The sequence below is a fragment of the Martelella radicis genome (genome assembly GCF_014196625.1).
Taxonomy (GTDB): Bacteria; Pseudomonadota; Alphaproteobacteria; order Rhizobiales; family Rhizobiaceae; genus Martelella; species Martelella radicis.
The window spans coordinates 1-20,095 of the sequence record NZ_JACIDZ010000016.1; the positions used below are offsets into that span (position 1 = coordinate 1).

Annotated in this window: 12 protein-coding genes; 7 read left to right on the forward strand and 5 right to left on the reverse strand. The window is 61.6% G+C overall.

The window, feature by feature from the left end; translation table 11 throughout:
* The 4 genes from GGR30_RS19500 to rpsL all read right to left on the reverse strand — a co-directional run.
* On the reverse strand, window positions 1-95 hold a 95-nt coding region (locus GGR30_RS19500), incomplete at its 3' end, for a GTP-binding protein (protein WP_139788842.1).
* Window positions 96-157: 62 nt separating this feature from the next.
* A complete protein-coding gene (gene fusA, locus GGR30_RS19505) occupies window positions 158-2,257 on the reverse strand; it encodes an elongation factor G (RefSeq protein WP_183490055.1) in 2,100 nt (699 codons plus the stop codon).
* A 27-nt stretch (window positions 2,258-2,284) separates the two neighbouring features.
* On the reverse strand, window positions 2,285-2,755 hold the full coding sequence (gene rpsG, locus GGR30_RS19510; protein WP_183490059.1) for a 30S ribosomal protein S7: 471 nt from the start codon (window positions 2,753-2,755) through the stop codon (window positions 2,285-2,287).
* 74 nt (window positions 2,756-2,829) lie between these two features.
* Window positions 2,830-3,201: a 30S ribosomal protein S12 gene (rpsL, locus tag GGR30_RS19515; protein ID WP_018065617.1), complete on the reverse strand. Its 372-nt coding sequence runs from the start codon at window positions 3,199-3,201 to the stop codon at window positions 2,830-2,832.
* 638 nt (window positions 3,202-3,839) lie between these two features.
* Here rpsL and GGR30_RS23705 point away from each other — a divergent pair.
* Entirely contained in the window at window positions 3,840-5,870 is a 2,031-nt protein-coding gene (locus GGR30_RS23705; RefSeq protein ID WP_183490062.1) for an acyltransferase family protein, read from the forward strand.
* 53 nt (window positions 5,871-5,923) lie between these two features.
* On the opposite strand, the gene GGR30_RS19525 is transcribed toward GGR30_RS23705, so the two are convergent.
* Window positions 5,924-7,525, reverse strand: a complete 1,602-nt coding sequence (locus GGR30_RS19525) for an ABC-F family ATP-binding cassette domain-containing protein (protein WP_183490065.1) — start codon at window positions 7,523-7,525, stop codon at window positions 5,924-5,926.
* A gap of 208 nt (window positions 7,526-7,733) precedes the next feature.
* On the opposite strand from GGR30_RS19525, the gene GGR30_RS19530 reads away from it, so the two are divergent.
* The 6 genes from GGR30_RS19530 to glgB all read left to right on the forward strand — a co-directional run bounded on the left by GGR30_RS19530 (window position 7,734) and on the right by glgB (window position 20,093).
* Window positions 7,734-8,024 carry a transcriptional regulator gene (locus GGR30_RS19530; protein ID WP_183490068.1) on the forward strand — a complete coding sequence of 97 codons (291 nt, stop codon included), beginning with the start codon at window positions 7,734-7,736 and terminating at the stop codon, window positions 8,022-8,024.
* Between the two features lie 182 nt (window positions 8,025-8,206).
* Complete coding sequence (locus tag GGR30_RS19535; protein WP_183490071.1) at window positions 8,207-11,536, forward strand: transglutaminase family protein; 3,330 nt, start codon at window positions 8,207-8,209, stop codon at window positions 11,534-11,536.
* 239 nt (window positions 11,537-11,775) lie between these two features.
* Window positions 11,776-14,172, forward strand: a complete 2,397-nt coding sequence (locus tag GGR30_RS19540; RefSeq protein ID WP_246414053.1) for a circularly permuted type 2 ATP-grasp protein — start codon at window positions 11,776-11,778, stop codon at window positions 14,170-14,172.
* Between the two features lie 6 nt (window positions 14,173-14,178).
* A complete protein-coding gene (locus tag GGR30_RS19545; RefSeq protein WP_183490077.1) occupies window positions 14,179-15,075 on the forward strand; it encodes a transglutaminase family protein in 897 nt (298 codons plus the stop codon).
* 345 nt (window positions 15,076-15,420) lie between these two features.
* Window positions 15,421-17,883: a glycogen/starch/alpha-glucan phosphorylase gene (locus GGR30_RS19550; RefSeq protein WP_183490080.1), complete on the forward strand. Its 2,463-nt coding sequence runs from the start codon at window positions 15,421-15,423 to the stop codon at window positions 17,881-17,883.
* Complete coding sequence (glgB, locus tag GGR30_RS19555; RefSeq protein WP_183490083.1) at window positions 17,880-20,093, forward strand: 1,4-alpha-glucan branching protein GlgB; 2,214 nt, start codon at window positions 17,880-17,882, stop codon at window positions 20,091-20,093. Before GGR30_RS19550 ends, glgB begins: the two co-directional genes overlap by 4 nt.
* Window positions 20,094-20,095 lie beyond the last annotated feature (2 nt).

Here is a 20,095-nt window from a genome sequence, read left to right on the forward strand (position 1 = left end):
ATCGCAGCCGTCAGTGTCGTCTTGCCGTGGTCAACGTGACCGATCGTGCCGATGTTGACGTGCGGTTTGCTCCGCTCAAACTTTGCCTTTGCCATTTTAGGCTCCTATTCTTTCCAGACCCCGCGAAGGGGCTAACTCGTTGAGGTGACGACCCCGGTTACTTAGAACCGGAGTACTTCGCCTGAATTTCCTGCGCGACGTTCGACGGGACCGGCGCGTTGTGATCGAAGGTCATCGTGTACTGTGCACGGCCCTGAGACATCGAGCGCAGCGTGTCGACATACTTGAACATGTTCGCCAGCGGAACCTCGGCCTCGATGACCGTTGCGTTGCCGCGCGGCTCCTGGCCCTGGATCTGGCCACGACGAGAGTTCAGATCGCCGATGACGTCGCCAACGTAATCTTCCGGGGTTACGACCTCGACGCTCATGATCGGCTCGAGGAGCTGGGCACCGGCCTTGCGGGCAGCTTCACGGAAGCAGGCGCGCGAGGCGATTTCGAAGGCGAGAACCGACGAGTCAACATCATGGTAGGCACCGTCAATGAGGGTGGCCTTGATGCCGAGCATCGGGAAGCCGGCGAGCGGGCCCGACGACAGAACGCTTTCGATACCCTTCTGGACACCGGGGATGTATTCCTTCGGAACCGAACCGCCGACGATCTTGGATTCGAAAACGAAATCCTCGCCATCCGGATTGGGTTCGAAGATGATCTTGACGCGGGCGAACTGACCCGAACCACCCGACTGCTTCTTGTGGGTATAGTCTTCTTCGTGGGCCTGCGTGATGGTTTCGCGGTAGGCAACCTGCGGCGCACCGACATTGGCCTCGACCTTGAACTCACGCTTCATGCGGTCGACGAGAATGTCGAGGTGAAGCTCACCCATGCCGGCGATGATCGTCTGGCCGCTTTCCTCATCGGAGAAAACGCGGAAGGACGGGTCTTCGGCAGCGAGACGGTTCAGAGCGATACCCATCTTCTCCTGGTCGGCCTTGGTCTTCGGCTCGATCGCGATCCGGATAACCGGCTCGGGGAATTCCATCCGTTCCAGGATAACAGGCTTCAGCGGATCGCAGAGCGTGTCACCGGTGGTGGTTTCCTTCAGGCCGGCCAGGGCAACGATGTCACCAGCGTAAGCCACTTCGATGTCCGAACGCGAGTTCGAGTGCATCTGCAGCATGCGGCCAACGCGCTCGCGCTTTTCCTTGACCGTGTTCATCACCGAGGAACCCTTTTCAAGGGTACCGGAGTAGACGCGGCAGAAGGTCAGCGAACCGACGAAGGGGTCGTTCATGATCTTGAAGGCCAGCATGGAGAGCGGCTCTTCATCATCAGCGTGACGAGCGATGTCGGCTTCGGTCTTGACGTCGATACCCTTGATGGATTCGATGTCGACCGGCGACGGCAGGAAGTCGACAACAGCGTCGAGCAGCGGCTGAACGCCCTTGTTCTTGAACGCCGAGCCGCACAGCATCGGGAAGAACTGAACGCCGATCGTGCCCTTGCGGATCAACTGACGGATCTTGTCGTTGTCGGGCATCTCGCCTTCGAGATAGGCTTCCATGGCTTCTTCGTCGATTTCGACGATGGCTTCGATCATGGCTTCGCGCCATTCTTCGGCCTTGTCCTTCATGTCAGCCGGAATATCCGTGATATCCCACTGCGCACCAAGATGCTCGCCGTCCCAGACGAGCGCCTTCATCTCGATCAGGTCAATCACGCCCGCAAAGTCGTTTTCAGCGCCGATCGGCAGCTGAATGACAACCGGGGTCGCGCCGAGACGGGACTTGACCATCTCGACCGAGCGATAGAAGTCGGCGCCGATCTTGTCCATCTTGTTGCAGAAGATCATGCGCGGAACGTTGTACTTGTCAGCCTGACGCCAGACGGTTTCCGTCTGCGGCTCAACGCCGGCATTGGCGTCGAGAAGCGCAACGGCGCCATCAAGCACGCGCAGCGAACGCTCGACTTCGATGGTGAAGTCGACGTGTCCGGGGGTGTCGATGATGTTGAAGCGGCGCTTCTTGCCATCGCGGCCCTGCCAGAAGGTGGTGGTGGCAGCGGACGTGATCGTGATGCCACGCTCCTGCTCCTGCTCCATCCAGTCCATCGTGGCTGCGCCGTCGTGAACTTCACCGATCTTGTGCGACTTGCCGGTGTAGAAGAGGATGCGCTCGGTCGTCGTGGTCTTGCCAGCGTCGATATGCGCCATGATACCGAAGTTACGGTAATCTTCGATTTTGTATTCGCGAGCCATGATATCAGGCCTTCCCTCGTATCTGAATTACCAGCGGTAATGGGAGAATGCGCGGTTGGCGTCAGCCATCTTGTGCGTGTCTTCACGCTTCTTGACGGCAGCGCCACGGTTGTTCGCAGCATCCATGAGCTCGCCGGAGAGGCGCTCGATCATGGTGGTTTCATTGCGCTTGCGCGCAGCTGCGATCAGCCAGCGGATGGCGAGAGCCTGACGGCGCTCGGGACGGACGTCGACCGGAACCTGGTAGGTTGCACCGCCAACGCGGCGGGAACGAACCTCAACGTGCGGCGCAACGTTTTCGAGTGCCTGATGAAAGGCCTCGATCGGGTCCTGCTTCATCTTGCCTTCAACGGCGTCAAGCGCACCGTAGACGATCGTCTCGGCGACCGACTTCTTGCCATGCAGCATGATGGCATTCATGAACTTGCTGATCACCAGATCACCAAACTTGGGATCCGGGTTGATCTCACGCTTTTCTGCACTGTGGCGTCGTGACATGCTTTTGTCTCTCAACAGTTGCGGCGCTTAAGACGCGGAGAACCTCGCGCAGCGCCAGAAAAATGAAAACCGAATTACTTCGGACGCTTCGCACCGTACTTCGAACGGCGCTGCTTACGGTTCTTGACGCCCTGCGTGTCGAGAACACCGCGGATGATGTGGTAACGCACACCCGGCAAGTCCTTTACGCGGCCGCCGCGAATCATGACGACAGAGTGTTCCTGCAGATTGTGGCCTTCACCCGGAATGTAGCCGATGACTTCGAAGCCATTGGTCAGGCGGATCTTGGCAACCTTACGAAGAGCCGAGTTCGGCTTCTTCGGCGTCGTGGTGTAGACGCGCGTGCAGACGCCGCGCTTCTGCGGGTTCTGTTCCAGCGCGGGAACCTTGTTCCGCTTGACCTGAGGCTGGCGCGGCTTGCGGATCAGTTGGTTTACGGTAGGCATGTACCCATCCCTTTAGAATTCGTGTCTCGTCGCCCTTCTGGGGCATTTCAATGCCGTCACCGGCGAACAGAAGCACTTTCAGCGTCTATATGCGCACAAGCACGGCCCGACCCGCCTACCCGGCAGATGGACCTTAAAGCAGAGGACACAGGCGCCTTGCCGCGTCATGCGTGCAGCATTTGATCTTCAACGTGCTGTATGAGAACCTAGTCTGAGGTGAACTCCGGGACATTTGGCTTCCCGAACGGCCATGCCTCACATGGGTTCTGTTGGCGCCGACATACTCAAATAGATAACCTCAGTCAAGAGAAAGCGCCGAAAATCTTGCACTGTGGCACCCAAAGGCTTCGCTTTCGCGACCGGCTTCAGACGAACGGCAATTTTCGGCATAGTATCGGCGCTCTGGCGCAACAAAATGTTTCAGGCCCAGAAAAGGGAAGACTCGCTTTCGCATCGTGCCCGAAAACGCGCGAATCCCGCCCGAGCTTGACGAAGAAGCATCGCTAAACTAACAGGCAAGTCTTTCTGAGTTATTCGTCTGAAATCTGCAACTTTCCTTATATTCGCCCGGAGCCGGACTGCCTCACCGACAGACCGGCTCCGGGCGCCCGTTGATATAGTCAGAGATTGGGCAATCCGTGAATCCAAACGCGAAATACAGAGCCGACATTGATGGTATACGCGCTATAGCCGTCATCGCCGTCTTGCTTTTTCACGCCTTTCCCAGCGCCGTTCCCGGAGGTTTCGTCGGGGTCGATGTCTTTTTTGTCATTTCGGGCTTTCTGATTACCGGAATCCTGCACGCTGAGCTTCGAACGGACCGGTTTTCTATCAAGAATTTCTATATTCGCAGAATCAGACGAATCTTCCCTGCCCTTTTGACCGTTCTGTTTGCTTCCATTCTCCTAGGATGGCTTCTGCTTTTGCCGAGCGAGTTTGCGCAGCTCGGAAAACATATCGTTGCCGCCGCGAGTTTCTGCGTCAATCTAGTTTTGTGGAACGAAAGCGGCTACTTCGACAACGCAGCCGAGACGAAGCCGCTGCTGCATCTCTGGTCGCTGGGCGTCGAAGAGCAGTTCTATATTATCTGGCCCATCGTGCTCTGGTTGGTGTTTCGGCGAGGCCGGTCCGTCTTGTGGGCCACGGCGCTCATCCTTGTCGGTTCTTTTATCCTCAACATCGCACAAAGCACCTCCAACAACACCGCCGACTTCTATTCGCCACTTACACGGTTTTGGGAACTCCTGATTGGCGGGGCGATTGCTATCGCCTGGGCGCAGCCGACCTGGACAGGTTCACCGGCCTTTCTCAAATTTCAGCGGTCTGAACGCGCCACATTAATAATGAGCCTGACCGGCCTGTTTCTGATCGGCGCTTCGATTGCTCTCGTGCGCGAAGAAGGGTTCCCCGGATGGCAGGCATTATTTCCGGTGCTTGGAACGGCCCTCATCATCGCCTCCGGTTCCCTGGCCCTTCCGAACAGGACTGTGCTGTCATTGCGCCCGGTGGTTTATGTCGGCAAGATCAGCTACCCGCTTTATCTCTGGCACTGGCTGCTGCTTTCGTTCGCAAGGATCTACACACAATCGGTCCCGAGCCCGGCCCTCGCTTCGCTCTTGCTCATAGCCTCGTTGCTGCTGTCGATTGCCACATATCACGTGATCGAGCGGCCCTTCCGGCAAAAAGCGTTCGGGCGCAATGCGCATGTATGGCTTGTCACCGGCATGGCAGCTCTTGCAATCGCAGGCCTGGGCATCATGCAGTTCAACGGCTTGCCGGAAAGGGCCGTCGCCAAGAACAATACGGACCTGAGTGCAGGTTTCGACGGAGGCCTTCCCGGAAACGCCGAAGTTTGCACCTTCCTGACGCCCGAGGAAGACAAACTCTACGACTGCGTGATCGACACCCGAGAAAAACCTCGTTTCGCCATCTTCGGTGATAGCAAGGCAGGCGCCCTTTATCCGGGAATCTTTCGCACGTCAGAGCCGGGCGGGCGCTGGCTATATCTGGGATCGGGCAAGTCTGGACCGCTCGTGACGGTGTTATCTGACAATCCCATCTACGGATATGTCAATCAGGCAGCCGTAAGCTCAGCAATCAACACAATCAACTCGTTCCCCTCGATCGACACGGTCGTGATAGCAACCGCAGCGCGCGCACTCTTTAGCCTCAAAAATGATTCCGACATCGAGGATCTGCCTTCCAGCCCCAACTTCGATATCGCTTTGAAGGGGTTCGACGACGCGGTCAGCGCATTGCTTGCCGCGGGCAAGGACGTTATGCTTGTGATCGACAATCCTACTCTACCGCCGCCCGAGGATTGCATCGTCAGGATTACAGGTTCCGACATGCTCAACCGGTGGCTGGGCCAGACCCGAAATTCCGCCTGCACTATCTCTGTGGAGCGACAACTGGAACTGTCAGCACAGTACCGGAAGCTGCTGACAACAATCGCGGAGAGGCACCCGGGCAAGGTAACATTGTTTGATACGATTCCCTTGCTTTGCGATCAGGAGAACGGGCTGTGCTCTATGGCTATGAACGGTCGGCCGCTCTACGGCTATACCGATCATATTTCCGATTTCAGCGGGACCATGCTAGGCACAGAGATCAACGGACTTCTGGAAGAACGGCGTCAGCAGTCCGCCGCAGGATCAATGACGGAATAGACCGGCTTGGTCGAAGCTGCGTCCGGAGCTTCTGGTTGGCCTCACGCAATAGTCTATCGTCGGATCGCGCCATCGCCCGAAAGCGCGATCCGCGTCGCAATCCCGATTCTTTCCAGAAACACGCGGTCGTGGCTGATAACGAGGAGCGCGCCATCATAGGCGTTGAGACCCGCCTCCAGCGTCGCGAGGCTTTCAAGGTCGAGATGATTGGTCGGCTCATCGAGGATCAGGAGTTGCGCAGGCCGGGTTCCGCCGACGGCGACGGCAAGTCCCGCCCGCAGCAATTCCCCGCCGCTCAGTTCGGCGACCCGTTTCAGAGCCTCGTCGGCGCGGAAACGGAACCGCGCAAGCGCTGCCCGGCAGGCATTCTCGCCGTCATGCGGGTTGAGGCGCCTGAAATTCTCGCGCACGCTCGCCGCGGGCTCGAGCATGGAGACCGCCTGGTCGAAGAGCGCAAAGGGCACGCAGATCTCCGCCGCTCCGCCAAGCGGGCGTAACCCGCCTGCAAGCGTCTTTACCAGCGTCGACTTGCCGGCACCGTTGCCGCCTTCGATTGCCACGCGCTCGGGCCCGGTCATCTCGAAGGAAAAATCGCGGAAGAGCGGCGCTTCGGCATCATAGCCGCCGGCCAGGCGGTCCGCCTTCAGCACCCGCCGCCCGGCGGCAAGCCCCGAGGGCGGGAGGGTGACAGCAAAGGGCGCGACCACCTCAAGGCGTGCCTTTGCCTCGCTGAGCGCCTCTGCCGCCTTTTCGGCCTGCCGCTCTTTGAGCGCGTTCTGTCGGGCTGCCGTCGCCTCGGACTGGGCCTTCATGCCGTCGAGCACCATTTTCGGCATGTCGTTGCGCTTGCGCGCCTTGCGCCCCTTGGCATCGGTTCGGGCCTTGCGTTCCGCGCGCTGGCGCGCCGCCGCGGACGCCTGCCGCACCTCTCGCTCCGCTTCGCTCAATCTTCGTTCGCGGTTTTCGATTTCGGCAGCCTTTTCCCGTTCATAGAAGCTGTAATTGCCGCCATAGCGCGTAATGCCAAGGCTGGTCAGCTCCGCGATCTCCGTCATTTCTTCCAGCAATTCGCGGTCATGACTGACGACCAGCGCTCCGCCGCGCCAGCCGCCAAGAAAGCCCATGAGAAGCTTTCGCCCGGCCGCATCGAGATTGTTCGTCGGTTCATCGAGCAAGATGAAGTCCGGATCGTCATAAATGAGCGCCGCCAGCCGCGCCCGCGTCAGCTCGCCGCCGGAAAGGCTGACAAGCGGGGTCGTCAGCGGATAGGCAATGGCGAACCGGGACAGGGCGGCGACGGCCTTCTCCTCGGCAAGCCAGTCGATGCGGCCCATGGTCTCGACGCTTGCCCTGCCCTCGCCGGCCTCCCTGATCATCTCAAGCATGGCCGTGATCGCGAAACAGTCGGCAAGCGTCTCTCCGGCCTTGGGGCGAACCGTCTGGTCAAAGAGCGCAAGCCGGCCCGCAACCGAGACAGTGCCGGATGACGGCGCGATCTCACCGGCGATCAGTTTCAGCAGCGTCGTCTTGCCCGCGCCATTGCGCCCGACAAGCCCGGTCAGCCCCGGGCCGAAGGCAGCGTCAATATTATTGAAAAGAGAATGGCCGTCAGCGGTTGTAAAGGACAGGCCGGAAAGCGTGATGGTGGCGTGCATGAAAAGAGTTCTCCCGTAAAGCCAGTGCGTTTGCTGTCTTCAGGTGAGAAATCATTGGCGGCACGTCCCTTGTGATCACGGTTGATCTTTCAACTACCCCCGAAGGGCGGCGATTTCAAGACGGGCCCGCGCCAATTGCCGGATCGCCAACTTTCAATTGCCCTCGTCTTGTGAAAAGAAGGGCCGAACGGAAACGAGAGGCAGAAACATGATCGCTATTCCCGGCTACACCAGCGACGGCGAGCGCATGGTCTTCATCATCACCGGCAAGGTCTATCACGAATGGAACGGCGAGGCGGAAGTGCATGTGATCATCGCCGCCCCGGACGAGGACACCGCCGTGCGCAACACGCTGAACGCGCTCGCCAATGAAGGCTATTCGGAAGCCGATCTCGACCAGATCGGCATGATCACCGAAATTCCGGACGAGGAGCCCCACGCTTCCGCCTATCAGACGGCGCTCGAGGGCGAGGTGGCGATCGTCAAACTCTCCGGCTGACGGGGGGACGGCCGGCTTCCACAGCCCAAGCAGCCGCAGGCTTCGGAATCTCGCGCGCTGCGAGCAATCGCGCTTGCTTTATCGCCGTGCTTTGCCCAAACTCGCCTGTATAAGAACAGGGGAACATCAAAGGGTATTTCCGGCGCTTTCCGGAGGTCCCTTTACCGCCGGCAAGGACAAAGATGTCAATCAAAGCAGCGATTTATCACCTTACCCACTACAAATACGACAATCCCGTCAATCTCGGACCGCAGATCATCAGGCTGAAGCCGGCGGCCCACTCCAAGACCAAGGTCATCTCGCATTCCCTGAAGGTCACGCCGGAGAACCACTTCGTCAATCTTCAGCAGGACCCCTACGGCAACTACCAGGCCCGCTTCGTTTTCCCCGAGCCGGTCACCGAGTTCAAGATCGAGGTCGATCTCGTCGCCGACATGACCGTCTACAATCCCTTCGACTTCTTCGTCGAGGAACAGGCGACCAAATATCCCTTCGAATATGACGAGGCGATCCGCGAGGACCTGTCGATCTATATCAAGCCGGAGCCCATGGGCCCGCGGCTGAAGGCCTTCATGAAGAAGCTCGACCTTTCGCCCGGCCAGGGCACGGTCGACATGATCGTCGGCATCAATGCCCGCCTGCAGCACGAGGTCAATTACATCATCCGCATGGAGCCCGGCGTTCAGACGCCGGAGGAAACGCTGGAGCGCGCTTCCGGCTCGTGCCGCGACTCGGCCTGGCTTCTGGTGCAGATCCTGCGCAATATGGGCCTCGCCGCCCGCTTCGTCTCCGGCTACCTGATCCAGCTCGAGCCGGACCTGAAGGCGCTCGACGGGCCTTCGGGCACCGATCATGATTTCACCGACCTGCATGCCTGGGCGGAAGTCTTCCTGCCCGGCGCTGGCTGGATCGGGCTTGATGCGACCTCCGGGCTTCTGACCGGCGAAAGCCATATCCCGCTGGCCGCGACGCCCCATTTTCGCAATGCCGCGCCGATCACCGGCGGCTATTTCGGCAAGGCGGAGACCAGCTTCGACTTCGACATGACGATCAAGCGCGTCGCCGAGCATCCGCGTATCACCAAACCGTTTTCCGACGAAAGCTGGGAGGCCCTCAACGCGCTTGGCAACAAGGTCGACCGGTTGCTCGAGGAAACCGACATGCGGCTGACCATGGGCGGCGAGCCGACCTTCGTCTCGATCGACGACTTCGAGGCTGATGAATGGAACACCGGCGCCGTCGGCCCGACCAAGCGCGGCCTCGCGGACGAGCTGATCCGGCGATTGCGGCAGCGCTTCGCCCCCGGCGGTTTCCTGCATTACGGCCAGGGCAAATGGTATCCGGGCGAAAGCCTGCCGCGCTGGACCTTCTCGCTTTACTGGCGCAAGGACGGCGTGCCGATCTGGAACAACCAGGACCTGATCGCCGAGGAAAAGCGTGAAATCAAGGTCGACGAGAATGATGCCGGCCGCCTGCTGCAGGCAATCGCCAACGAGCTCGATGTCGATCCCGAACTTGTCACCCCCGCCTTCGAGGATCCGGCCGAATGGCTGATCCGCGAGGGCAATCTTCCGGAAAATGTCGACCCGTCCAACTCGAAGCTGAAGAACCCGGAAGACCGCGCCCGCATCACCAAGGTGTTCGAACGCGGGCTAACGCGGCCGACCGGCTATGTGCTGCCGGTGCAGGCCTGGCAGGGCCGCGCCTCTGGCCTCACCTGGGTTTCGGAAAAATGGACCACGCGGCGCGGGCGCATCTACCTGATCCCCGGCGACAGCCCGGTCGGTTTCCGCCTGCCGCTCGATTCGCTCGCCTGGATCCCGCAATCGCAATATCCCTTCATCAATCCACTCGACCCCTCCGTCAGGCGCGAGCCCCTGCCCGATTACAGGCGCGATGAGGGTCGGCCGCTGCCGCAGGCGAGCTTCACCCCCTTCGAGGAAAGCCCGCAGCCGGCCATTCCTGCCTCCGGCGCATCGATTGGCGGCCATGTGCGCACGGCGATCTCGATCGAGCCGCGCGACGGCAGGCTCTGCATCTTCATGCCGCCGACGGTGACACTCGAGGAATATCTCGACCTGATCGCCTCGGCCGAGCGCGCTGCCGAGAAGCTCGGCCTTCCCGTCCATATCGAAGGCTATCCGCCGCCGCATGACGAGCGCATCAACGTCATCCGCGTCGCACCCGACCCCGGTGTCATCGAGGTCAATGTCCACCCCGCCGCCAACTGGAAGGAATGCGTGGAGACGACGACGGCGCTCTACGAAGAGGCCCGGATGACGCGGCTGGGCGCCGACAAGTTCATGATCGACGGACGCCACACCGGCACCGGCGGCGGCAACCACGTCGTGGTCGGCGGGGCCAATCCGGGCGACAGCCCGTTCCTGCGCCGCCCGGACCTGTTGAAGAGCGTGGTGCTGCACTGGCAGCGCCATCCCTCGCTCTCCTACCTGTTCTCCAGCCTGTTCATCGGACCGACGAGCCAGGCGCCGCGCATCGACGAAGCCCGGCACGACGCGCTCTATGAGCTTGAAACGGCGATGGCGCAGATCCCGCATCCGAAGTCGGGCTTCATGCCGCCGCTGCCATGGCTGGTCGACCGGCTGTTCCGCAACCTGCTGATCGACGTCATCGGCAATACGCACCGCGCCGAGATCTGCATCGACAAGCTGTTCTCGCCGGACGGGCCGACCGGCCGCCTCGGCCTTGTCGAGTTCCGCGGCTTCGAAATGCCGCCGAATGCGCGAATGAACCTTGCCCAGCAATTGCTGGTGCGCGCGCTGCTCGCTCGTTTCTGGAAGAACCCGATCGACGGCAAGTTCGTGCGCTGGGGCACGGCGCTCGCCGACCGTTTCATGCTGCCGCATTACATCTGGCAGGATTTCATGGACGTACTCCAGGACCTGAAGGATAACGGGCTGGAGCTTCGCCCCGAATGGTTCGAGGCGCAGTTGCAGTTCCGCTTCCCCTTCTTCGGCGAGGTCGAATATGAGGGCAACAAGCTGGAGCTGAGGCAGGCGCTCGAACCCTGGAACGTCATGGGCGAACAGGGCGCGCCCGGCGGCACGGTTCGCTATGTCGATTCCTCCGTCGAGCGGCTTCAGGTGCGCCTCGAGACCCAGGCGCCGGAGCGCTACATCGTCACCTGCAACGGTCGCAAGATGCCGATGAAGCCGACCGGAACCAACGGCGTTTCGGTGGCGGGCGTGCGCTTCAAGGCCTGGCAGCCGGCCTCCGGCCTGCATCCGGTCCTGCCGGTCAACACGCCGCTCACCTTCGACATTTACGACACATGGTCGGCGCGATCGGTCGGTGGTTGCATTTATCATGTTGCGCATCCCGGCGGGCGGAACTATGAGACCTTCCCGGTCAACGGCAACGAGGCGGAAGCCAGACGGCTTGCGCGCTTCGAGGCCTCCGGGCACACTGCCGGCGGCTATTCGGTGTTCAGCGAAACGCCGTCGCCGGAGTTCCCGCTGACGCTGGATCTCAGGCGCCCGGCAGGGCTTTGAGGCCGTTCGCAATCGGGTCCATGACCTGAGTTTGCGTCAGATACGACAGATGGAGCATCGGGGTCCATTCGCCCGGTGCTCCGACGCCGGCAAACGGGCGGCACGGACCGTCCCGACCGATTCGATTTGTGGCGGACAAGGGATCCCTCCCCGCATCAGCGGCCGGGGTCTTCGACAATGAGCGGCAGGAAGCGCTCGCGATGGCAGAACCGAAGGCGGAGATTTCCGCCGACAAGCATATGGCTGACGAGGACCACGAGGCGGAACCCGCCATCGCCTGGAACGCCCGGGACTACGTTCCCCTTCCCGGCGTGCCAGACGAAATGGTCGACGCCGAGGGAAAGGTGCGCCCCGTCTGGCAGCCCTTCGTCAACGCGCTTTCCGGCATGACGGCGTCCGAGCTTTCCGAGCGCTTTGCCCGCGCCGATCGCTATCTGCGCGACGCCGGCGTGTTCTACCGCGCCTATGACGGCCAGGACGACACCCGCGCCTGGCCCTTCTCCCACATTCCGGTGATCATCGACGATGACGAATGGCAGGTGCTGGCCGACGGTCTGAAGCAGCGCGCCGATCTTCTGGAAGCGATGATGGCCGATTTCTACGGCGAGAACCGTCTGGTCTCCGAAGGCTTCATCCCGCCGGCTCTGGTCGCCTCCAATACCGAGTTCCTGCGCCCGCTCGTCGGCATCGATCCGCCCGGCGGCCATTACCTGCACTTTATCTCCTTCGAGGTCGGGCGCGGGCCGGACGGCAAGTGGTGGGTGCTGGCCGATCGCGCCCAGGCGCCCTCCGGCGCCGGCTTCGCGCTGGAAAACCGGGTCGCCGCCTCGCGCGCCTTTTCCGGCATCTACGGCGACATGCATGTCCGCCGCGTCGCCTCCTTTTTCGGCGCCTTTCGCGATGCGCTTCAGGGCGAGCCGGCCGGCAATGAGGGCCGCATCGGCGTGCTGACGCCGGGGCCCGCCAACGAGACCTATTACGAGCACGCCTATATTGCCCGCTATCTCGGCATCTCGCTTCTGGAGGGCGAGGACCTGATCGTCGTCAATGACCGGGTGATGGTCAGGACCGTCGCGGGACCGATGCCGGTCAGCGTGCTGTGGCGCCGTCTTGACGCCGGCTTCACCGATCCGCTTGAGCTCAACCCGAATTCGCGCATCGGCACGCCCGGCCTCGTCAGCGCCATCAGGGCCGGCAATCTCACCATGGTCAACGCGCTCGGCTCGGGCATGGTCGAGACCCGCGCGCTTCTCGCCTTCCTGCCGGCGCTGTCGCGCCGTCTCCTGAACGAGGAGCTGAAGATCCCGTCCGTTGCCACATGGTGGTGCGGCCAGGAAAACGAGCGTCGCCATGTGGCCGAAAATCTCGACCAGATGCTGATCGGCCCGGCCTATTCGCGCATGCCGTTCTTTGATGACAGCGGGCAATCCTTTACCGGCGAGCGTTTGCGCGCGCGCAAACCCGGCTCGGTTGCCCGCTGGCTCGACAAGCGCGGCCCCTGGCTTGTGGGCCAGGAAGCGGTCAAACTGTCGACCGCTCCGGCCTTCGTCGACGGCAAGCTGGCGCCGCACCCCTTCTCCCTGCGCGTCTTCGCCGCCCGCACCCGCGACGGCTGGAAGCTGATGCCCGGCGGCTTCGCCCGCATCGGCTCTTCCGATGACGTCGCCGCGATCGCCATGCAATCCGGCGGCAGGGCTGCGGACGTGTGGGTCGTGAGCCAGACGCCGGTCGCGCGGCCGACGCTTCTGACCCAGGAAAGCCGCATCCCGCGCAACAAGCCGGCAAACCTTCCAAGCCGCGCCGCCGACAACCTGTTCTGGCTCGGCCGCTATATCGAGCGCGCGGAAGGCAATCTGCGTATCCTGCGCGCCTGGCACGGACGTTTTGCCGAGGTCGATGATCGCGGTCAGGCGCTTCTGACGCGGGTGGAAGCCTATCTCGACCAGATCGGCCTCGACCTTTCCGAGGCCGCCCTGCCGCCGAGCCTGCTGCGCGACATCGACAGCGCCGTCTATTCCGCCGGCAATATCCGCGACCGCTTCTCACCCGATGGCTGGCTGGCGCTGAACGACCTGTCGAAGACCACGCGTCGCTTCGTCGACAGGGTCAAGCCCGGCGATGATGCTGCCCATGCCGTGACCGTGCTGTTGCGCAAGCTGGCGGGCTTTGCCGGTCTGGTACACGAAAACATGTACCGTTCCACCGGCTGGCGTTTTCTCTCGATCGGCCGTTATCTGGAGCGCGGCCTGCACATGACCCGACTTCTGGGCGAGCTTTCCGGCGAGGACGCGCCCGACGGCGCGCTCGATATGCTGCTCGAGATCAGCGACAACGTGATGACCCACCGGCGCCATTACAACGTCTATACCGATCACCTGACCATCACGGACCTTCTGGCGCTCGACCCGCTCAACCCGCGATCGGTGCTGTTCCAGCTGAACCAGATCCTTGCCGAAGTGGAGAAGCTGCCGGACCACGGTTACCCGACGCAGATGTCGCCGCTCCACCGCGAGACCATGCGGGTGCAGTCCGGCCTCGCGGTGATGACCGCCGACACGGTGTCGACCGATTACTACCTGACTCTGGAGCGCGATTTCGAGGCGCTTTCCGACTGTCTGGCCCGAAACTATCTGTGAGCGACGATGCTTTACGACCTCTCCCTCAAGATGGAATACCGCTACGACACGCCGGCCTCGCTCGCCCGCCACATCACCCGCGTGATGCCGCTCTCGATTGCCGGACGCCAGCGGCTGATCGCCGGCCATGTGAAGTTCGACCCCGAGCCCGACGAGGAGCGCGGTTTCATCGATTTCTTCGGCCATCCGGCGATCGCGACGCTGGTCAACCAGCCGCATCAGCGCTTTGCCATCATGATGAAGGCCCGGGTCAGCATCGATGCGCCGCGCACCATGCTGGAATTCGCCACGACGCTTGCCGAACTGAAGGGCGAATATGACCGCGTGCTCGATCTCGGCCGGGACTCGCCGCATCATTTCATCGGCCCAAGCCCGCGCATTCCGCTCGACCGGAAGATCGGCGCCTATGGGCGCAGCCTCGCGGCCGCCGATAGCAGCGTCTACGCCATCGCCAGGACGATCTGCGCGCGGGTGTTCGAGGATTTCGCCTATGACGGCGAGGCAACGACCGTCGACAGCACGCCGGCGGAAGCCTTCGCGCTGCGCCGGGGCGTGTGCCAGGATTTCTCCCACGTGATGATCTCGGCGCTCAGGATGATCGGCATTCCGGCCGGCTATGTCAGCGGCTATCTGCGCACCATTCCGCCTCCGGGAAAACCGCGCCTTGAAGGCGCGGACGCCATGCATGCCTGGGTACGGGTATGGTGCGGCAACGCCACCGGCTGGGTCGAGTTCGACCCGACCAACAACATGGAGGCCGGCGCCGACCACATCGTCGTCGGCTATGGCCGCGACTATGGCGACGTTGCGCCGGTTCTCGGCATGATGAAGACCTATGGCGAGCATCAGGCGACGCAGGCCGTGGACGTGATCCCGGTTCAGCAGCCGCAGACCGCGCAATAATTGCATGACCGCTCCCCGTCCGCTGGAAACGCGGACATTTCGATCCCTCCTGCGTGCAGCCTTGCCCTTCCGCTGGCGGACGTGCCATGCCGTGCCCATTGGTACCCGGCCCCTCGCGTCTCGGTGATGTCATCAAACCGCCTTATGTCGACGCTTAATTCGCCGGGATTGTCTGGCATGGCGATAATTTCCGACGCCAACTCATCGGTTTGTTGCAAGTGCGTCATATCAGTGCATAAATTGGACGCAAGGATAAGAGCATACCGGTCCTCCAGAGCGGGGAGACTGTTTTTTACGGCGCCGCATATTTCGAAAATTCCAGCCATTGTTTGACGGAAAAAGCCAATGAGCAAATTGACCAACCCCGACCTGCCTCTGCCGACGCCCCGCCCCAACGATGTTGACGGATTGGCCGCCGACATTCTGGAAAAGCTGACATACCAGGTCGGAAAGGATACGATCGTTGCCCAGCAGCATGACTGGCTGCGCGCCGTCATCCTGGCGGTTCGCGACAGGATCACCGACAAGTGGATGGAATCGACCCGCAAGACCTACGAGGCGGGCTCGAAGCGGGTCTATTACCTCTCTCTGGAATTCCTGATCGGCCGGCTTCTGCGCGATGCCATTTCCAATCTCGAAATGGTCGAGGCGATCAATCAGGCGCTGGCCAAATTCGATGTCAGCCTCGCCGAACTGGCCGGGCTCGAGCCGGACGCGGCGCTCGGCAATGGCGGTCTCGGCCGGCTTGCCGCCTGCTTCATGGATTCCATGGCAACAGTGGATGTGCCCGCCTATGGCTACGGCATTCGCTATGTTAACGGGCTTTTCCGGCAGGAGATCGCCGATGGCTGGCAGGTGGAGTTGCCGGAGAACTGGCTTGCCCACGGCAACCCGTGGGAATTCCATCGCCGCGAGAGCACGCATGAAATCAATTTCGGCGGCAAGGTCGACATCATCGAGGAAGCCGGCAAGGAGCCACGCTATGTGTGGAAACCGGCCGAACGCATGATCGCCGAGGCCTACGACACCCCGGTCGTCGGCTGGCGCGCCAAGCGCGTGAATACGCTCCGCCTCTGGTCGGCCGAGCCGATCGACCCGATCCTGCTCGACAAGTTCAATGCCGGCGACCATATCGGCGCCCTGCAGGAAAGCACCAAGGCCGAAACCCTGACGCGGGTTCTCTACCCGGCCGATGCCAATCCGGCGGGACAGGAACTGCGCCTGAGGCAGGAATATTTCTTCTCCTCCGCCTCGCTGCAGGACATCTTGAACCGGCACATGCAGCAGTTCGGTGACATCAAGCTTCTGCCGGAAAAGGCCGCCATCCATCTCAACGACACGCATCCCGCGATCGCCATCGTCGAAATGATGCGTCTCCTGGTCGATATCTACGATGTCGAATTCGATGACGCCTGGGAGCTGACCGTCGGAACCTTCGCCTATACCAACCACACGCTCCTGCCGGAAGCGCTGGAAACATGGCCCGTGCCGCTGTTCGAGCGGCTCTTCCCGCGCCACATGCAGCTCATCTATGCGATCAACGCCAAGATCCTACTGAAGGCCCGCAAGGAGGCGAATGCAACCGATGACGCCATCCGCCAGATCTCGCTGATCGACGAGGGCGGCGAGCGGCGCGTGCGCATGGGCAATATCGCCTTCCTCGGCTCGCATTCGATCAACGGCGTCTCCGCGCTCCATACCGAATTGATGAAGGAGACGGTGTTCTACAATCTCCACCGTCTTCATCCCGACCGCATCAACAACAAGACCAACGGCATCACCCCGCGCCGCTGGCTGAAGGAGTGCAATCCGGGCCTCACCAGCCTGATCCGCGAGGCGATCGGCGACGCCTTTCTGGACGATGCCGAGGAATTGCAGGCGCTCAACGGCCTTGCGGAAGATTCCGCCTTCCAGGAGAAATTTCTGGCCGTCAAACGCGAGAACAAGGTGCGCCTCGCCAATCTCATCGGCGAGCGGATGGGGACCCGGATTGACCCTTCGGCCATGTTCGACATCCAGATCAAGCGCATCCATGAATACAAGCGCCAGCTTCTCAACATCATCGAGGCGGTGGCGCTCTACGACCAGATCCGCTCGCATCCGGAGATGGACTGGGTGCCGCGCGTCAAGCTGTTCGCGGGCAAGGCCGCGCCGAGCTACCACAACGCCAAGCTGATCATCAAGCTCGCCAACGACGTCGCCCGCGTCATTAACAATGACCCGGCGGTGCGCGGCCTTCTGAAGATCGTCTTCATTCCGAACTACAATGTCTCCACCGCCGAAGTGATGATCCCGGCTGCCGACCTTTCCGAGCAGATCTCGACAGCCGGCATGGAGGCGTCCGGTACCGGCAACATGAAATTCGCGATCAACGGCGCGCTCACCATCGGCACGCTCGACGGCGCCAATGTCGAGATGCGCGACTGGGTCGGCGCTGAGAACATGGTGATTTTCGGTCTGACGGCCGAAGAGGTTGAACAGGCGCGCGCAAAAGGTCACAATCCCCGCGAGATCATCGAAGGCTCCAAGGAGCTTTCGCAGGCTCTGTCGGCCATTTCGTCAGGCGTGTTTTCGCATGATGATCCGGGACGCTATGTCGATCTCATCGGGGGGCTCTACGATCATGACTGGTTCATGGTGGCCGCCGATTTCGACGCCTATGCCGCCGCCCAGCGCGAAGTCGACGCGATCTGGAACGATCAGACCGCGTGGAACGTTAAGGCGATAAGGAATACTGCCCGTATGGGATGGTTTTCGTCCGACAGGACGATCAGGGAGTATGCACACGACATCTGGAGTGCTTTATGAAAAAGCCGGAATCAGACGGTCCGGAACAGGCGCGGGGCGATGCCCCGTCGCGGGAGGAAATCAACGCTATCCTGAATGCCACGCACGGCGACGCCTTTTCCGTGCTCGGCATTCACGATATCAACGGCAGTCACGTCGCGCGGTGTTTTTTGCCCGGGGCGGAAACCGTCGAGGCCTGCGACCTCGACGGCAAGTCCCTCGGCAAGCTGAAATGTCTTGATGAAGCCGGCTTCTTCGCCGGCCCGGTCGATATCTCCGGTTTTGTGCCGATCCGCTACCACGCCACGCGCGGCGGGGCTGAGTGGACGGTCACCGATCCCTACAGTTTCTGGCCAGTCCTCGGACCGATGGACGATTATTATGTCCGCGAAGGCTCGCATCTGAGGCTGTTCGACAAGCTCGGCGCCCACCAGATGAACCATCAGGGCGTCGAGGGCTTCCACTTTGCCGTCTGGGCGCCGAACGCCCGCCGCGTCTCGGTCGTCGGCGCCTTCAACGGCTGGGACGGCCGCCGTCACATGATGCGGTTCCGCCGCGATTCCGGCGTCTGGGAAATCTTCGCGCCCGATGTCGAGCCCGGGCAACCCTACAAGTTCGAGATCATCGGCGCCGAGGGCAAGCTGTTGCCGCTGAAGGCCGATCCCTTCGCCCGCCGCAGCGAACTGAGGCCGCAGACCGCATCTCTGACGGCCGCCGACCTGGAACAGGAATGGGACGACGAGGCCCACCGCGAACATTGGGCAAGCGTTGACCGGCGGCGTGAACCGGTGACGATCTACGAGGTCCATGCCGGCTCCTGGCAGCGCCATGACGACGGCTCCTTCCTCTCCTGGGATGAACTCGCCGACCGGCTGATCCCCTATTGTTCGGACATGGGCTTCACCCATATCGAGTTCCTGCCGGTTTCCGAATACCCCTACGACCCATCCTGGGGCTACCAGACGACCGGGCTTTATGCGCCGACGGCCCGCTTCGGCGAGCCCGAAGGCTTCGCTCGTTTCGTCAATGGCTGTCACAAGGTCGGCATCGGCGTCATTCTCGACTGGGTGCCCGCCCATTTCCCGACCGACGAGCATGGCCTCCGGCAGTTCGACGGCACCTCGCTTTACGAGCATGCCGATCCGCGCCAGGGCTTTCATCCCGACTGGAACACGGCGATCTACAATTTCGGCCGCACGGAGGTCGCGTCCTTCCTGTTGAACAACGCGCTCTATTGGGGCGAAAAATTCCACGTCGACGGTCTGCGCGTCGATGCCGTGGCCTCGATGCTCTATCTCGATTACTCGCGCAAGCACGGCGAATGGGTGCCGAACGAATATGGCGGCAATGAGAATCTCGGCGCCGTCCGCTTCATCCAGGAGACCAACAAGGCCGTCTACGGCAATCATCCCGAGATGATGACCATCGCCGAGGAATCGACCGCCTGGCCGAAGGTCTCGCAGCCGGTGCACGAGGGCGGCCTTGGCTTCGGCTTCAAGTGGAACATGGGCTTCATGCACGACACGCTGAGCTATCTCGCGCGCGAGCCGATCTACCGCAAGCATCACCACCAGGAGATCACCTTCGGCTTGCTCTATGCCTTCGCCGAGAACTATGTCCTGCCGCTTTCCCACGACGAGGTCGTACACGGCAAGGGGTCGCTGATCGCCAAGATGGCCGGCGACGATTGGCAGAAGTTCGCCAATCTCAGGGCCTACTACGCCTTCATGTGGGGTTACCCCGGCAAGAAGCTTCTGTTCATGGGCCAGGAATTTGCCCAGTGGAGCGAATGGAGCGAGGCACGCGGGCTTGACTGGAACCTGCTCGACTATCCGACCCATGAGGGCATGCGCCGCCTGGTGCGCGACCTCAACTTCACCTACCGCTCCAAGAAGGCGCTGCATGCGCGCGACTGCGAGCCGGAGGGCTTTGAATGGGCGATCGTCGATGATGACGACAATTCCGTCTTTGCCTGGCAGCGCAAGGCGCCGGGCGAGAAGCCGATCATCGTGATCTGCAATTTCACGCCCGTTCCGCGTGAGGACTATCACGTCCCGCTGCCGAAGGCCGGCGTCTGGCGGGAAATCCTGAACACCGATGCCGAAATCTACGGCGGCAGCGGCAAGGGCAATGGCGGGCGCGTGCGCGCCGATGTCCATGGCCATGGCGGCATTTCCGCCACGCTGCTCTTGCCGCCGCTTGCAACCATCATGCTGGAACCGGAAGACTGAGA